Here is a 15,039-nt window from a genome sequence, read left to right as displayed (position 1 = left end):
TGGCGGTGACAAACCTTGTTTTCTGCTGTGAAAGACCGCACGACTAGGCGAATGAGGCAGGGGCTCGCGCTCGATGTCGTCATCGGGGACGAGCAACGTCACTGACTTATTCTGCACGTGCAGAATCCCCATCCCGAGCCAAACGCCTTCGAAACTCTCGCTGAGCGCGTAAACTGCAGGTCAACGAATACGCTATCCGCACGCTACCCAGGGAAGGACGGAATCGGCATGAAGACGCAGAAATGGTTGTGGCTCTCCGTCTGGATCGCCCTGACGGTGGGCATGATTTTCGCGGTGGTGGCGCTGAATGGCTTTTACACCACGATGCGCATGATGCAGATCGGCGAGTCAGCGGTGACTACCCCGCTGGAGCACATCGAAGCGTCCTGGGCGAACATGTGGTGGGGCCTCGGGTTCTTGGGCTACGGGGCGGTCATGGGGATTGGACTGCGAGTGATGCGCAACATGGGGATGATCTCCGCCCCGGAGGCTGATGAGGCCGGCAGGGAATTGGCTCCCCACTAGCCCGCCCCCGCACGACAAAACTGCCCCCGGTTCTGCACGTGCAGAACCGGGGGCAGTTCTTATTCGCACTAGGCGCGCCTAGTGCGCGGGCGCCAGTAGCCCCCTACTCCCCCATGAGCCGCTTGCGCAGGTTCTCGTCCTTCTGCTCGACTTCGGCGGCCATGGTGGCCTGGTAGTCGGCCATCTTCTGCAGCAGCGCCTCATCGCCGGCACCGAGGATGCGCGCGGCCAGCAGGCCCGCGTTCTTCGCCCCGCCGATGGAGACGGTGGCCACCGGCACGCCGGCGGGCATCTGCACGATCGACAGCAGCGAGTCCAAACCGTCGAGATCCTTCAGTGCGCGCGGGATGCCGATCACCGGCAGCGGGGTCGCGGCGGCGACCATGCCGGGCAGGTGTGCGGCGCCGCCGGCGCACGCGATGATCGCCTTCAGACCGCGTTCCCGGGCGGTCTTGGCGTAATCGAGCATGCGCTCCGGGGTGCGGTGCGCGCTCATCACGCCGACCTCGAAGGGGATCTGGAAATCGGCGAGCACCTGGGCGGCGGGCTCCACGGTGTCCCAGTCGGAATCGGAGCCCATGATCAGGCCAACGAGCGGTTGCATATGTCTCTCCTACTTGGTCTCGTGTGCGAGGTAACCGTCGGCCCACACGGCGTCGGTGAGAAAGTGCGCGGCCAACTGCGCTTCGCGGCGGGTGGCCGCCACGTCCCGGCCGGTGACGTTCACATGCCCCAGCTTGCGGCCCGCGCGGTAGGACTTGCCGTAGAGGTGGATCTTGACGTGCGGGAAGCGGCGCATGACGTGCTGCACGCGCTCGGCCACCGGCATCTCCGCCTCGGTGTCCGCCCCGAGAGTGTTGGCCATGACGGTGACCGGCTGCATCGCCTCCGTGGAGCCGAGCGGGTAGTCCAGCACCGCGCGCAGGTGCTGCTCGAACTGGCTGGTCACACACCCGTCCTGGGTCCAGTGGCCGGTGTTGTGCGGGCGCATGGCCAGCTCGTTGACGAAGACCCGGCCGTCGACCTCGAACAGCTCCACGGCGAGCACGCCGGTGACGCCGAGTTCAGCGGCGATGGTTCCGGCCAGCTCCTGCGCCTGGCCGGCCAGCTGCGGGGTCAGCCCCGGCGCCGGGGAGATCGCCTCGACGCAGATGCCGCCGCGTTGCACGGATTCGACGACCGGCCAGGCCTTGACCTCGCCGGAGGGGGTGCGGGCGACCATGGCGGAGAGTTCGCGGTCGAAGGCCAGCTTGCGCTCGGCCATCAGCGGGACGCCCTTGTCCAGCAGCTCGGTGACGGTCTCCCGGAGTTCTTCGATCGTGTCGGGGAACCACACGCCGTGGCCGTCGTAGCCGCCGCGGCGGGCCTTGAGGCAGACCTTGCCGTCGACGCGCTCGAAGAAGGTCTCGGCGTCGGCGACGGACTCGATGGCCGCGAAGTCCGGGACCGGGGCGCCGATCTCGGCGAGCTTGGTGCGCATGGTCAGTTTGTCCTGCGCGTGCACCAGCGCGGCGGGCTGCGGCTGGACGTTGACGCCGGCGTCGATGAGCGTCTGGAGGTGCTCGTTGGGCACGTGCTCGTGGTCGAAGGTGACGGCGTCCGCCCCGTCGACGGCGCGCCGCAGATCGGCCAGATCGGTGTAGTCGCCGATCAGGACGTCCGCGCAGACTTGGGCGGCGGAGGAGTCCTGTGCGCCGGCCAGCAGCCGAATCGATTGGCCCAGCTCGATGGCGGAAGTCTGCATCATGCGGGCCAGCTGGCCGTCGCCGATGACGGCGACGGTGGCCATGCCGGGTGCGTGGGCGGGATGGGTGCTCGGGTTACCTGCGGTGTCACTCACGGGCCTTACTATAGCCAGCCTCGCGCCCGGGCCGGGCATCATGCCCGTGCCGGTTCCTCGTCTTCTTCCGCCTGGGTCAGCGGTGCGCCGCGGGTTTCGCCGATGGACAGCACCGCGATGATCGAGATCACGGCCATCACCATGAGGTAGACGCCGACGGAGCCCAGCCAGCCGGTCTCCCCGACGAGCAGCTGCGCGATCATCGGCGAAAACGCGCCGCCGACGATGGCGCCGACGGCGTAGGCGATGGACACGCCGGACAGGCGGATATGCGCCGGGAACATCTCGGCGAACATCGCCGACTGCAGCCCGTAGGTCAGGCCGAGGGAGACGGTGTAGACCAGCACCGCACACAGGATCAGCCAGGGGTTGGCGGTGTCGATGGCCAGAAACATCGGGATCACCCACACGAACTGCAGCACGTAGCCGATCAGGTAGGTGGGTTTGCGCCCGATCCGGTCGGACAGGGAGCCGCTGAGCAGCGTCGTGAAGATCCAGGAGACGGAGGCGACGGTGATGATCAGCAGCATCATCTCCCGGTTCATGTCGAGTGTCGTGGTGGTGTAGCCGAGGATGAACCCGCCGACGATCATGTAGCCGGCGGCGTTGTTGCCGGCGAACGCCAGCGCGGCCTTGAGCACGGTGCCGAATTCTTGGCCGAAGAGCTGCCGCAGCGGGGCCTGGGCCTTGCCTTTCTTCTTCAGTTCCTCGAAGGCGGGGCTTTCGGCGACCTTGCGGCGGATGTAGAAGCCCACGAAGATCAGCACGAAGGAGACTAAGAAGGGCACGCGCCAGCCCCAGGCGGCGAATTGCTCGTCGTCGAGCAGGAGGGAGACCGTGCCGAGCACGCCCGTGGCCAGCAGCATGCCCACCGGCACGCCGATCTGCGGGTAGGCGCCGAAGACGCCGCGCTTGTGCCGCGGGGCGTGTTCGACGGCCATCATGGCCGCCCCGCCCCATTCCCCGCCCGCGGAGATGCCCTGCAGGATGCGCAGGACGACGAGGATGATCGGGGCCCAGACCCCGATGGAGGCGTAGTTGGGCAGCAGGCCGATCAGCGTGGTGACCACGCCCATCAGCCCGAGGGTGAGCATCAGCACCATCCGGCGGCCGAAGCGGTCGCCGACCCAGCCGGCCAGCACCGCGCCGAAGGGGCGGAACAGGAAGGAGATGCCGATGGAGGCGTACGACAGGATCTGGGCGAGCTGCGGGTTCTCCTCCCCCAGCGGGCCGAAGTACTGGGCGGCGAAGATGATCGCCGCCGCGTTGGCGTAGATCAGGAAGTCGTACCACTCGACGGTGGTCCCGACGAGGGTGGCGCCCAGGACGCGGCGCTGTTCCTTCCTCGACGCCGCGGTGTCCGCCGCCGGCGCGACGGTCGCGGGAGTCGCCATAGTTCACTCCTTGGTTGAGGTCTGGGGGCAACGGCACACAACCTGCGCGCGAGCGCGTCCGGTCACATGACTCACCACAGTATGGGGCAGCGGCCCCGAAGATACGTCATCAACCTCACCAGCGGGGTGGGACGGCGGGCGGCGCGGGATCGATCAGCTGCACGATCTTCTTGGCTTTGGGCACGTCCGGGAACAGCAGGGCCCGCCGGTAGCCGTGGATGGCGATGGAGATCCCGCGGCGGTGCCGGCGCACGGAGTAGACGTCGCGCAGCAGGATGGAGTCGGTGCGGGCGCGCCACCGGCCGGAACGGACGATGACGCGGTGGTTGGTGACCATGAAGCGGTGGCGGCGGGCCCGGATCAAGGGCAGAACGAAGCGCCAGACGCTCAGCGCCGTCCACAGCACGAGCACGGCGTTGCGCAGGATGGGGTCCCAGTCGACGCCGGGACGGTCCATGTAGCCGACGGCGATGGCGCAGACGCCCGTGATGAGGATGAGCTCCAGGAACGGGAAGAAGAGGGTGCGTGCGGGCGCCGTCATGTCGGCGCGCACGATCTCCCCTCTCCCCAGCCTGAATGCTTCCATGTGTGATCAGGGTAGTGCCCCGGGCTACTGACCCCGCAAACGCAGGTGGGTGACGTCGCCGGCGGCGAAGGCTTCACCGTCGATGATGATGCGGCCGTCGTCGGCGACGGCGATGACCGTGCCCTCGACGTTTCCGGTGGGCGCCTCCAGTCGGACGTCTTGGCCGATGGAGGAGCAGGTGGCGCGGTAATCGGCCATGAGCTGCGGGTCATTCGCCTGCCACTGCTCCAGGCGGGCGGCGAGCGCGGTGAGCACGTCGACTGTGAGCTGTTCGCGGGTGACGTCGACGCCTTCCAGGGCCAGGGAGGTGGCGTGCGGGACGGGCAACTGCTCGCGGGTGAGCAGGTGGTTTAAGCCGACGCCGACAACGACCGTGAACTCCCCGTCCGGCCCGGAGGCCGCTTCGGCGAGGATGCCGCAGAGCTTGCGGCCGTCGATGAGCACGTCGTTGGGCCACTTGAGGGTGGCCGGGGCGATGACGTCGGTGACGGCCAGACCCGCGGCCAGCGTCAGGGTCCCGAGCCTTTCGACGTCCGTAACGCGCAGGAGGACGGAGAAGATTAACTGGGTGTCGGCGGGTGCGCTCCACTGCCTGCCCCGGCGGCCGCGGCCGGCGCTCTGGTGGCGGGCGATGAGCACCGCGCCGTGCGGGGCGTCGCCGGCGAGCAGGTCGGCGTTGGTGGACCCGGTGGACTCGACGAGGTCGATGTGCGGGTATAAATCAGCGAGCTGGGTGGGTATCACGCGCTCCACGATAGCCTCCCGCAGGTCACGGTAGGCCCCTCAATTAACTTTCATAACCTACGGTGGCGTAACCTGCGGAAAGGTAAGTTCGTTCGCCGACACGCGAGTTTCGTAGTGGAAACTATCCCACGCGAGGTCTATGCTCCCAAACATGACCGTTTCCTCACATTTGACCGGCATCGAGGGTCTCTCCGACGTCTCGACCACCGCAGGCAAGATCGCAGAGCTGAAAAAGCGTCGCGCGGAGGCCACCCTGCCCATGGGTGACAAGGCCGTCGAGAAGGTCCACGCCCAGGACCGGCTCACCGCCCGCGAGCGCTTGGACCACATCCTCGACGAAGGCTCCTTCGTCGAGACCGACATGCTGGCCAAGCACCGCACGCACGACTACAACATGCAGGCCAAGCGCCCCACCACCGACGGCATCATCACCGGCTGGGGCACCATCGACGGCCGTGAGGTCTGCATCTTCTCCCAGGACGGCACCATCATGGGCGGCGCCCTGGGTGAGGTCTACGGCGAGAAGATGATCAAGATCATGGAGCTCGCCGTGACCACCGGCCGCCCCCTGATCGGCCTGTACGAGGGCGCCGGCGCCCGCATCCAGGACGGCGCGGTCTCCCTGGACATGATCGCGCGGACCTTCTGGCACAACATCAACGCCTCCGGCGTCGTCCCTCAGATCTCCGTGATCATGGGCGCCTCCGCCGGCGGCAACGCCTACTCCCCCGCCCTGACCGACTTCGTGGTCATGGTGGACAAGACCTCCAAGATGTTCGTCACCGGCCCCGACGTGATCAAGACCGTCACCGGCGAGGAAATCACCCAGGAAGAGCTCGGCGGCGCCATGACCCACATGGTCACCGCAGGAAACGCCCACTACGTCGCCCAGTCGGATGAGGAAGCCCTGGACTGGGTCTGCGACCTGGTGGCCTACCTGCCGTCGAACAACCGCTCCCTGGCCCCGCTCGAGGACTACGAGCCGGAGGACGGCAGCGTGGGCGACAACATCACCGCCGACGACCTCAAGCTCGACGGCATCATCCCGGACTCCCCGACCCAGCCGTACGACGTGCGCGAGGTCATCGAGTCCATCACCGACGACGGCGAGTACCTGGAGATCCAGGCCCAGCGCGCGGAGAACGTGGTCATCGCCTACGGCCACGTCGAAGGTCAGCCGGTCGGCTTCGTCGCCAACCAGCCGATGGTCTACGCCGGTTGCCTGGACATCGACTCCTCCGAGAAGGCCGCCCGCTTCATCCGCACCTGCGACGCCTTCAACATCCCCATCGTCATGCTCGTCGACGTCCCGGGCTTTTTGCCGGGCGCCAACCAGGAGTACGGCGGCATCCTGCGCCGCGGCGCGAAGCTGCTCTACGCCTACGGCGAGGCCACCGTCCCGAAGATCACCGTCACCATGCGCAAGGCCTACGGCGGCGCGTACTGCGTGATGGGCTCCAAGGGCCTGGGCTCCGACGTCAACCTGGCGTGGCCGACCGCCCAGATCGCCGTCATGGGCGCCACCGGCGCCGTCGGCTTCATCTACCGCAAGGAACTGGCCCAGGCCAAGGAGAAGGGCCTCGACGTCGATGAGCTGGCCAAGTCCTTCGAGCGCGAGTACGAGGACCACATGCTCAACCCGTACAGCGCGGCTGAGCGCGGGCTCATCGACTCGGTCATCCTGCCGAGCGAGACCCGCGGCATGATCGCCCGCAACCTGCGCCTGTACCGCGACAAGAACGTCTCGCGCCCGGCCCGCAAGCACGGCAACATCCCGCTGTAGGGCCTCGAGCCCCGTGCGCCGCCCGAGAGCAGATCCGCTCTGCCCTCCGGCGGCGTCTGCTTGTGAAACGTTTGCGCCGGCGGCGACGATATACGCCGCAGATTCCCCTTCACTTCAGCAAAGGCCTAAACTAAGCATCCATGACACAGGCGAAACCCGATCTCACCACCACGAGTGGCAAGCTCACTGACCTGCGCAACCGCCTTGCGGAAGCGCAGTCCCCGGTGGGCGACGAGGCCATCGAGGCGACGCACGCGGCCGGCGACCTGACCGCGCGCGAACGCCTGTTGGCCCTGTTGGACGAGGATTCCTTCGTCGAAACCGATGCGCTGGCGCGCCACCGCGCCACCGAGTTCAAGATGGACCGCACCCGGCCCGCCACCGACGGCGTGGTCACCGGCTACGGCCTGGTCGGCGGCCGCCGCGTCTGCGTGTTCTCCCAGGACGACACCGTCTTCGACGGCGCCCTCGGCGAGGTCTACGCGGAGAAGATCCTGAAGGTCTACGACCTCGCGACCAAGACCGGCGTGCCGGTCGTCGGGATCTACGCCGGCGTCGGCCCACGTCTGGCCGAGGGCGTGGTCACCCTGGGCATGTACGCGAAGCTGTTCAAGGCCGCCGCCGACGCCTCCGGGCTGGTCCCCCAGATCGCGGTGGTCAGCGGTTCCGTCCAGGGACTGCAGTCCGTGGGCCCGTGGTTGGCGGACCTGGTCATCGGCCTCGACCACGACACGGCGCACCTGACGGCGACCGACGACGCCGAGGCCATCGCCCGCGCCCGCACCGTGTTGTCCTACCTGCCGGTCAACAACCGCGCGGAGGCCCCGCGCCGCGACGCCCCGGAGCGGCCCGCCACGGAGTCTGCGGCGCTGGACACGGCCATCCCGGACGCCGAGGGCGAGGCCTTCGACGTGCGCGCCGTGCTGACGCAGATCGTCGACGACGCCACGCTATTGGAGGTCAAGGCCGGGGTCGCCGGCAACGTCCTCACCGCCTTCGCCCACGTCGACGGGCGCCCCGTCGGCGTGATCGCCAACCAGCCGACGGTCCAGGACGCTGTCTTGGACGCCGCCGCCGCGAACAAGGCCGCCCGGTTCATCCGCACCTGCGACGCCTTCAACCTGCCGATCGTCCAGTTCGTCGACTCCGCCGGCATCGACCCCGCAGAGGCTGACTCGCCCACCGTGCAGCAGGCCGCCGCCCAGTTGGCGTACGCCAACGCGGAGGCCAGCGTCGGCAAGATCACCGTCGTGCTGCGCCGCGCACTCGGCTCCGCCTACGTGCTCATGGGCGCGAAGGACACCGGCGCAGACCTGGTGTATGCCTGGCCGACCGCCCAGATCGCCGTCACCGGCGCCCAGGCCGCCGCCGCGGCGCTGGACGCCGACGTCGAGAAGTACGCGGCCGAACACCTCAACCCCTACCGCGCCACCGAGCTCGGTCTGGTCGACGCCGTCATCGAACCATCCACCACCCGCGCCAAGGTGGCCGACGGCCTGCTGCTTCTGGAGCGCAAGGTCGTCGTCACCCGGCCCAAGAAGCACGGCAACATCCCGCTGTAACCTACCCGCCGCGACAAGGAGACACATGTCTGACGCCACCCCCCTGTTCAAGGTGCTCAAAGGCAACCCTTCCGATACGGAGGTCGCTGCCCTGACCGCCGTTTTCACCCAACTCGCCGCCGCCGCGAAACCGGCCGACGCCAACGAGCGCAACCTCTGGGGCCGCCCGGACAACCGCCTGCAGACGCAGACGGTGTTCAACCCGCGTGCCTTCCACTCGGTGACGTTCTACTAAATGCGGATCGTCCTCGCCTCCCAGTCACCTTCCCGACTCGGCATCCTGCGCTCCGCGGGCGTGGAGCCGGTGATCCGCCCCGCCGACGTCGACGAGGACGCCCTGCTGGCGGAGCTTATCGACGCCCCGCCGGCCGAACGCGTCGCCGCCCTGGCCTCCGCGAAAGCGGCGGCCGTGGCCGACGACTTCCCCGACGACGTGGTCATCGGCTGCGACTCCATGCTGCTGCTCGACGGCGAACTGCAGGGCAAACCGCACACCGTGGACGCCACCACTGAACGGTGGCGGCGGCAGGCCGGCAAGACCGCCGAGCTGCTGACCGGGCACTGCATCATCCGCGGCTCCGAACGCGTGGTGGACACGGCCACCACGCGCGTCTTCTTCGCCGACGCCACCGACGCCGACATCCAGGCCTACGCCCGCTCCGGCGAGCCGCTGGAATGCGCCGGCGCCTTCACCCTGGAAGCCCTCGGCGGCTGGTTCATCGACCGCATCGAAGGCGACCCCTCCTCCGTCATCGGACTGTCCCTGCCGCTGCTGCGCCGGGCGCTGTACTCCTTCAGCTTGGACGTCAGCGACTTCTGGGCCCGCTAGAGGAACTCGGCGATCTCTTCCCACAGCAACGGCGCCAGCGAATGGACATACGGCACGGAGAGGTGGTTGCCGTCGCGGTAGACGAAGATATTTCCGATCACCGCCGGGCACTGCCCGTCCGCGCAGTACCAGCCTGAAGTGTCCACGGCCTTCGCGTTCGGCAGCGGGTCAAGGATCTCCGCGGCCGGATCGCTCGCCTGATAAAATTCGTCCTCCCCGACGCCGCACCCGTACAGGTCCCCGGTGTCGAGGACACACAACGGCACGGACAACTCCGAGCCGTCCTCGAAGGTCTTCCACGGGTTGTCGCGCAACCCGACGAACGGAATGTCCCGCTCCGCGAGGAACTCCCAGAACGTCAGGTAGGACTCCGGCAGCTCCTCCACACGGCCGCCGTCTTCGACGGCGGGGCGTGTGGCCGTGGACAACACCAGGTCCGGATCCGCCTCCGCGAGCCGGTCCACGACCCGCTCATTGAACTCCGCGCAATCCGGTTCGAAGACCCCGGCGCGGTCCTCCACGAACGTGGGGCAGGACTGCCGCACCAACGGGATCACCTTGAAGCCGTGCTCCTGGCCCAGCGCGTTGAGCGGGACCACCCACTGCTCCGCGTGGGAGCCACCGACCACGTAGACTTCCCGGTCGCCGTCGGCGTCGCCGAAAATGCAGTCCGCGCCTTGTTCATCGACCGGTAAGACGCGCGGGTCGTCGCCGAAGCGGGAGATGCATCCTTCGGTCCAGACCCGCGAAAAGATCGAGCCCACCAAGTCCGGTTCGGGTTTGGGGTCCACGTCCGGCGCCTCCGCGCCGAGCAGGACGCGGGCGCCGGGATACTGGGCGGGATCCAGCGCCGCCCCGTCCGCGCTACTGAGGCGCGCCTGCCACACCCCCTGCACCGTGAGCAGGCCGACGAGCACCACGGCCAGCGCCGCACCCCCGACGGCCCGGGCGCGCGCGGCGCTGGAGATGCGCAGCTGTGCCCTGGCCGCCCGGGCCCGCGCTTCACCTGCGGTCGGCCTTTTGGCGTGTTGGCGCAACGGTTTCTCCACCAGCCGGTGCGTGAGGTCCGCCAGGACCACCGACGCGGCCACCACCGCCACACCGTGCGGAATCGAGACGGCGTCCCGCTCGAGCAGGGCCAGGCTGAGGATGAGCAGCGGCCAATGCCACAGGTACAGCGGGTAGGCGATGTCACCCAGCCAGCGCATGACGGGACGGGCCAGCCACCCGGCGGTGGCCCCCTGGCCGCCGCCGAGGATCACCAGCACCGCGCCGCCGACCGGGTAGAGGGCGGCGGGGCCGGGGAATAAGGCGGCGCCGTCGAAAAGCACTCCCGTGCTCAGCACCATAGCCAGGCCCACGAAGGTGAGCAGCCCCTGCAGCCGCGGGTGCAGCGTCACCCGGTGCCCGTAGAGCGCCAGCAGCCCACCCAGCGTGAGTTGCCACATGCGGGCCCACGTGGAGTAGTAGTTCAGTGACTGATCCTGGCCGTGCAAGTACCAGGCGTACAGAAAAGAGACAACCGTGACGGCGGCCAGCAGCGGACCCACCCAGCGGCTGAGGTTGATCCCGGCCCGGCGCAGCCAGATGACGATCATGGCCAAGGCGATCGCCAACAGGTAGAACTGCCCCTGCACGGCCATCGACCACAGGTGTTGCAGGGGGCTGACGGTGTCGGAGGCGACGTTGTAATCGGCGTCTTGGGCGGCGAGCTCCCAGTTCTGCACATAAAAGAGGCTGGCCGTGAACTGGTCGATGATCTCCACTCGCCGCATCTGCGGAAGCCACGTCAGGGCGACCGCGGCGGTCGCGCCCAACACCAGCAGCAGCCCCGGCAACAACCGCCGCACGGTGCGCCAGATCGGCCACCACGGGTTCGCCGACGCGTGGTCGCGGGAAGCGTAGCGCAGCTGAGAGCCGAGGAAGAAGTACCCGGAGAGCAGCAGGAAGACGTCCACCCCACCGGAGACCCGCCCCACGAACACGTGGAAGAGCACCACGAAGGCGATCGCGATTCCCCGGAGGCCGTCCAGGTCATAGCGGTACGGAACCGTCCGCAACGCCTTCTGCTCCTGCGTGATCATCGACATGATCCGTGCTGCACCCCTCAATCTTAGGTTTGCTTAAGAGTACAACCCCGGCCGCCGTGGTCTGGCGTAGCCGCTAGGGTGGGACGGTATGAAGATCAACGACATGCTCGCCCCGCCGCCGGTGGAACTGCCCGCCGATCCCGCTGCCGGCAAAGACCAGCTCGACGCCGCCACCGCTTTCGCCCACCCGGACAGCCCGGACGTGTGGGCCACCAAGGCGGAGCGGGCGCTCGACGCCGCGGACTCCGACGAAGACAAGCTCACCGCCTACGCTTTCGCCCGCACCGGCTACCACCGCTCCCTGGACCGCCTGCGCGCCAACGGCTGGAAGGGATGGGGGCCGGTCCCCTACTCGCACGAGGCGAACCGCCCGGTGCTGCGCGCCATCGCCGTGCTCGCCCTCGCGGCGCAGGCCATCGGCGAGGACGCCGAGTACGACCGCTGCCGCCAGATGCTCTCCGACGCCGACCCGGACTCCGTGGCCACTCTCCTGGACAAGTAGCGCTCCCCCGGCGGAGAATTCCGCTAATCTGTGCCCAGCACCGCATCGTGGTTGCTGGGCGCTTCCGGTCTTCCGAGGGTGTTCCCGATTGAACTGATGCGGCCCGCTGTGGCACGGCCTGTGAGGCCAACGGGGTTCGAGTCCCCTCTCCTGTAACGGGTTGTCGTCGCCCGGGATCTTCCCTCGGCGTCGGCCAGCGGTCCGGCCCGAACCTGCGCCTCGTCGGCGTAGGGGACGCACCGGTGTCCCCGCCGTCGTCGGTTTCTCGGCCGGCGGCAACCCCCTAAACTCTGTGGGTGATCGCATGGGTGTCTTTCGTTCCCGCTCCACCGACCATGGTTGGGCAATGTATGCGCCGTTGTCGAACGGTGGAACGTGGCAGCAGTCGTCGCTGCGTTCCCCCGTGCAGCAGGCCGGGCACGCCATGTTGCGCCAGCGCGATGGGGAGATCACCCGGTTGAGCGCCCGCCAGTTCTCTCGCCCGGGCGACCGGTTCCGGCAGGTGGATCTGCGCCGCCGGCTGATCCAGCTGCACCCGCAGTCGATCCCCACCGCCGACGCCCTGACGGTGACCGTCACGCTGGCGCTGTCGGCGCGCACGGTCGACCCGGTGTCCTTCGTCTCTGCTGCGCAGGGACCGGACGAGGAAATCTACCTCGCCGCCCAGATCGCCCTGCGCGAGCTCGTGGCCGAACTGCCGTTGGAGGCGTTCGTGGGCGCCCGCATCGACCTTGCCCCGGTGTTGGCGGCCGCGCAGAAAACCGCGGCGGGCGTCGGCGTGGAGGTGGCCACGGTGCTGCTCAAAGACATCAGTCTGCCCTCTGATTACGCCAGGGCGCTGCAGGAGTCGCTGGTGAGCAAGGTCAAGGCAGAGACCGACCTGGAGCGCGCCCGCACCGAGGTGAAGACCACTCGCGCCCGCCTGGCCAGCGCCAAAGTGCTGGAGCAAAACCCCGTGTTGGCGAAGATCCGGATGCTCGAGGCCCTGCCGCCGGGATCCACCGTCGAGGTGCGCGGCGAACAGGTGTAAGGCGAGAGATTTTAGTGCCCTACGCCGTTACTTCGTTTCAAGTAGGGCCGACGGAGGCCAGAATCTTCTCGGCCGTTTTCGCCCAGATCAACGGACGGGCCCTCGTTCCACGCATTCAGCCAGTTGCGCAGGTCGCTATGTCACGTAGGCGCCGAACTCGATGACTGCTTCCCATCGGAATCGATACTCCCATGCTGGGGTGCCACTGCCCGAGGATCGCCGACCATGTTCCTTACCTGCGCGATCTCTTATGCGAGCTACAGCCGGGTGCTGCCCCGGTCGGCACCTCACCGGCCGAGTGATAAGAATGGGTTAGCCGGAGTGGTCGGAATGCAGGTGCGTGGAAATCACCCGGTAATTCCCCGCGCGGGCCAGCGCCTGGTCGATGATGGCCGGATCCGGTGTAACGGAGGCTAAGTGTTTGACGATCAGCTCGGCGTGTTCATCACCGGTGATCTCGAAGGCCGCCTGCCCGAGACCGTGATCGGCGAAGATGTCGTAGAGGGACTGCAGGGCCTTTTTGACGTCCCTGTCGGAACGCACGCCGCTGACGGTGAAGCGACAGGACACAATGTCTGACATTGCCGGTCAGATCCTTCCGTTGAATGCCTGGAGGGCGGAATCCTCACGGGTTCCACCACGACCATCACCGTAGTCGGCGTAGTCTTTGATCCAGCGTATCGAATGAATCCATTTGACCATCTTGTAACCGTGGTTGGATTCCACCCGTAGGCGGGCGGGCGCCCCGAGGTGGGTCTCCAGCGGGTGGCCGTTGCGCTCATAGGCGACGATCGTGTCATCTTCATAGGCGGTCTCCAGATCAATCACCGCGTAGAACGGCTCCCGGGGCCGGTTGTCGTACATCTTCTGCGCCAGACCGTAGGAGTCGACCAGTAGATATTGCGCATCCGCAGGCTTCGGGCCGAGCAGCTCCAGCAGGTCACGCAGCCGCACCCCGGTCCACCGCGAGGTCGCCGACCAGCCCTGCATACATGTGTGTACGGCGACATACGAGACTTGCGGCAATGCTTTGAGATCCTCGAGGGTGACGGTCTTCTCGGCGCCGGTGAGGTCATCGCCGAGGACGATGGTGTAGCCCTGCCAGTCATTGTCGCGGGCCTCCACCCAGCCGGGGGATTCGTCATCGGTGGGAGGCAGGCCGTTGGTCCAGTGAAACTCGGAGATGTCTTTGTCTGTGTAGGCTTTTTGCTTACTCATCCGCGGGCGCATCCAGTTGAGAAACAGCTTGCGCCCGATCTCACTGACGCCTGCGGTGATGCGCTGGGCCCGGGCCCGATCCGCCAGGGACCAGTAGCTGAGCACGATCCAGAACAAGACAACCACGACGATGGTGGCGATGACAATGGTGTAGGCCTGCGCGGCGCGGGTGGTGTCCATGTCGCCGAAGACCATGTGGACCATGTTGTAGTCGCCGTGCACCAAAAAGACCAAGCCCACATGCATGATCACGAAACCGGTCATTAACACCATGGCGATAAAGTGCAGGGAGCGTGCCCCCTGGTGTCCGCCGAAGAGTTTGACGTACCACGGGTAACGCGACCGGATGGCCGGGGCCATCGCGACGCCGGTGAGGATCAAAAACGGCGCCAGGATGAAAATGACGAAGGTGTAGCCGAGCATCTGTAGGGAGTCGTAGGGCGTGAAGTGCTCGATGCCCGGGGCCCGGAAGCCGAGATAGACCTTCAACGTCTCCCACGCCTCGGGGAACACGTCCCAGGAGGTGGGGATGATGCGCTGCCACAACCCGGTGGCAAACAACAGGACGACGTAGACGATGCCGTTGAGCACCCACAGCATCACCGACATCCCGTGCCAGTGCCTGCCCAGGCCGATGTTTTCTCGACCGGGTAGCCCGATCAGCGGCGACAGTGATTTCTCATCCATCAAGGAGGTGTAGACGCCTTCCTCTTTGGGCAGTTTTCGGCGGGTAAAACGCAGCCACTCGGTGCCCGGGGCGCAGTCGTTGCGCCACCACAACCGCGGCATCGACGCTAAAATTTCCCACCCGGAGCGCAACAGCATGCCGATGAGAACGAAATTGATCAGGTGCGTGGCACGCAGCCACAACGGAAAATCTGGGTTGACCTCCACAACGACCTCCTGAAGTCGTAAGCTTTCATCAATGGACAAGGA

15 protein-coding genes are annotated in these 15,039 nt (G+C 67.2%); 7 read left to right on the top strand and 8 right to left on the bottom strand.

Features of this window, described 5'->3' with window-relative positions:
• The first annotated feature begins 228 nt into the window (after window positions 1-228).
• Entirely contained in the window at window positions 229-525 is a 297-nt protein-coding gene (locus tag B841_RS03425) for a hypothetical protein (protein ID WP_020934092.1), read from the top strand.
• 103 nt (window positions 526-628) lie between these two features.
• Here the strand turns inward: B841_RS03425 and purE are convergent, their stop codons facing one another.
• From purE to B841_RS03400, 5 genes are all read right to left on the bottom strand, one after another.
• Window positions 629-1,129: a 5-(carboxyamino)imidazole ribonucleotide mutase gene (gene purE / locus B841_RS03420; protein ID WP_020934091.1), complete on the bottom strand. Its 501-nt coding sequence runs from the start codon at window positions 1,127-1,129 to the stop codon at window positions 629-631.
• Between the two features lie 9 nt (window positions 1,130-1,138).
• Window positions 1,139-2,404: a 5-(carboxyamino)imidazole ribonucleotide synthase gene (locus B841_RS03415; protein ID WP_156844846.1), complete on the bottom strand. Its 1,266-nt coding sequence runs from the start codon at window positions 2,402-2,404 to the stop codon at window positions 1,139-1,141.
• Window positions 2,404-3,759 carry an MFS transporter gene (locus B841_RS03410; RefSeq protein WP_020934089.1) on the bottom strand — a complete coding sequence of 452 codons (1,356 nt, stop codon included), beginning with the start codon at window positions 3,757-3,759 and terminating at the stop codon, window positions 2,404-2,406. Before B841_RS03410 ends, B841_RS03415 begins: the two co-directional genes overlap by 1 nt.
• A 115-nt stretch (window positions 3,760-3,874) precedes the next feature.
• Window positions 3,875-4,345, bottom strand: a complete 471-nt coding sequence (locus B841_RS03405) for a hypothetical protein (RefSeq protein ID WP_041631726.1) — start codon at window positions 4,343-4,345, stop codon at window positions 3,875-3,877.
• Between the two features lie 24 nt (window positions 4,346-4,369).
• Complete coding sequence (locus B841_RS03400; protein ID WP_020934087.1) at window positions 4,370-5,098, bottom strand: biotin--[acetyl-CoA-carboxylase] ligase; 729 nt, start codon at window positions 5,096-5,098, stop codon at window positions 4,370-4,372.
• A gap of 142 nt (window positions 5,099-5,240) precedes the next feature.
• On the opposite strand from B841_RS03400, the gene B841_RS03395 reads away from it, so the two are divergent.
• The 4 genes from B841_RS03395 (at window position 5,241) to B841_RS03380 (ending at window position 9,263) form a co-directional block, all read left to right on the top strand.
• Window positions 5,241-6,872: an acyl-CoA carboxylase subunit beta gene (locus tag B841_RS03395; protein WP_020934086.1), complete on the top strand. Its 1,632-nt coding sequence runs from the start codon at window positions 5,241-5,243 to the stop codon at window positions 6,870-6,872.
• 140 nt (window positions 6,873-7,012) lie between these two features.
• Window positions 7,013-8,434 (top strand): acyl-CoA carboxylase subunit beta, encoded by a 1,422-nt coding sequence (locus B841_RS03390; protein ID WP_020934085.1) that lies wholly within the window; start codon window positions 7,013-7,015, stop codon window positions 8,432-8,434.
• A 25-nt stretch (window positions 8,435-8,459) separates the two neighbouring features.
• Window positions 8,460-8,669: an acyl-CoA carboxylase subunit epsilon gene (locus B841_RS03385; protein ID WP_020934084.1), complete on the top strand. Its 210-nt coding sequence runs from the start codon at window positions 8,460-8,462 to the stop codon at window positions 8,667-8,669.
• Complete coding sequence (locus tag B841_RS03380; protein WP_020934083.1) at window positions 8,670-9,263, top strand: Maf family protein; 594 nt, start codon at window positions 8,670-8,672, stop codon at window positions 9,261-9,263.
• Here B841_RS03380 and B841_RS03375 read toward each other — a convergent pair.
• On the bottom strand, window positions 9,260-11,353 hold the full coding sequence (locus B841_RS03375; protein WP_041631724.1) for an acyltransferase family protein: 2,094 nt from the start codon (window positions 11,351-11,353) through the stop codon (window positions 9,260-9,262). The genes B841_RS03380 and B841_RS03375 overlap by 4 nt on opposite strands.
• A gap of 88 nt (window positions 11,354-11,441) precedes the next feature.
• Here B841_RS03375 and B841_RS03370 point away from each other — a divergent pair, with 88 nt between their 5' ends.
• Complete coding sequence (locus B841_RS03370; RefSeq protein WP_020934081.1) at window positions 11,442-11,855, top strand: DUF3151 domain-containing protein; 414 nt, start codon at window positions 11,442-11,444, stop codon at window positions 11,853-11,855.
• 304 nt (window positions 11,856-12,159) lie between these two features.
• Window positions 12,160-12,885 (top strand): slipin family protein, encoded by a 726-nt coding sequence (locus B841_RS03365; RefSeq protein ID WP_041631723.1) that lies wholly within the window; start codon window positions 12,160-12,162, stop codon window positions 12,883-12,885.
• Between the two features lie 312 nt (window positions 12,886-13,197).
• On the opposite strand, the gene B841_RS03360 is transcribed toward B841_RS03365, so the two are convergent.
• Both B841_RS03360 and B841_RS03355 read right to left on the bottom strand, forming a co-directional pair.
• Window positions 13,198-13,467, bottom strand: coding sequence for a hypothetical protein (locus B841_RS03360; RefSeq protein ID WP_020934079.1), 270 nt, complete (start codon window positions 13,465-13,467; stop codon window positions 13,198-13,200).
• Between the two features lie 6 nt (window positions 13,468-13,473).
• Entirely contained in the window at window positions 13,474-14,997 is a 1,524-nt protein-coding gene (locus tag B841_RS03355) for a molybdopterin-dependent oxidoreductase (RefSeq protein WP_020934078.1), read from the bottom strand.
• Window positions 14,998-15,039 lie beyond the last annotated feature (42 nt).

It is taken from the genome of Corynebacterium maris DSM 45190, assembly GCF_000442645.1.
GTDB lineage: Bacteria > Actinomycetota > Actinomycetes > Mycobacteriales > Mycobacteriaceae > Corynebacterium > Corynebacterium maris.
The sequence above is the reverse complement of the archived record's forward strand: the minus strand, read 5'-3'. Positions and strand labels throughout refer to the sequence as shown.

Coding starts and splice junctions, on each gene's coding strand:
- B841_RS03410 (WP_020934089.1), bottom strand. CDS start 3,759: ATGGCGACTCCCGCGACCGTCGCGCCGGCGGCGGACACCGCGGCGTCG.
- B841_RS03365 (WP_041631723.1), top strand. CDS start 12,160: ATGGGTGTCTTTCGTTCCCGCTCCACCGACCATGGTTGGGCAATGTAT.
- B841_RS03380 (WP_020934083.1), top strand. CDS start 8,670: ATGCGGATCGTCCTCGCCTCCCAGTCACCTTCCCGACTCGGCATCCTG.
- B841_RS03415 (WP_156844846.1), bottom strand. CDS start 2,404: ATGCCCGGCCCGGGCGCGAGGCTGGCTATAGTAAGGCCCGTGAGTGAC.
- B841_RS03395 (WP_020934086.1), top strand. CDS start 5,241: ATGACCGTTTCCTCACATTTGACCGGCATCGAGGGTCTCTCCGACGTC.
- B841_RS03390 (WP_020934085.1), top strand. CDS start 7,013: ATGACACAGGCGAAACCCGATCTCACCACCACGAGTGGCAAGCTCACT.
- B841_RS03375 (WP_041631724.1), bottom strand. CDS start 11,353: ATGTCGATGATCACGCAGGAGCAGAAGGCGTTGCGGACGGTTCCGTAC.
- B841_RS03385 (WP_020934084.1), top strand. CDS start 8,460: ATGTCTGACGCCACCCCCCTGTTCAAGGTGCTCAAAGGCAACCCTTCC.
- B841_RS03425 (WP_020934092.1), top strand. CDS start 229: ATGAAGACGCAGAAATGGTTGTGGCTCTCCGTCTGGATCGCCCTGACG.
- B841_RS03360 (WP_020934079.1), bottom strand. CDS start 13,467: ATGTCAGACATTGTGTCCTGTCGCTTCACCGTCAGCGGCGTGCGTTCC.
- B841_RS03370 (WP_020934081.1), top strand. CDS start 11,442: ATGAAGATCAACGACATGCTCGCCCCGCCGCCGGTGGAACTGCCCGCC.
- B841_RS03405 (WP_041631726.1), bottom strand. CDS start 4,345: ATGGAAGCATTCAGGCTGGGGAGAGGGGAGATCGTGCGCGCCGACATG.
- purE (WP_020934091.1), bottom strand. CDS start 1,129: ATGCAACCGCTCGTTGGCCTGATCATGGGCTCCGATTCCGACTGGGAC.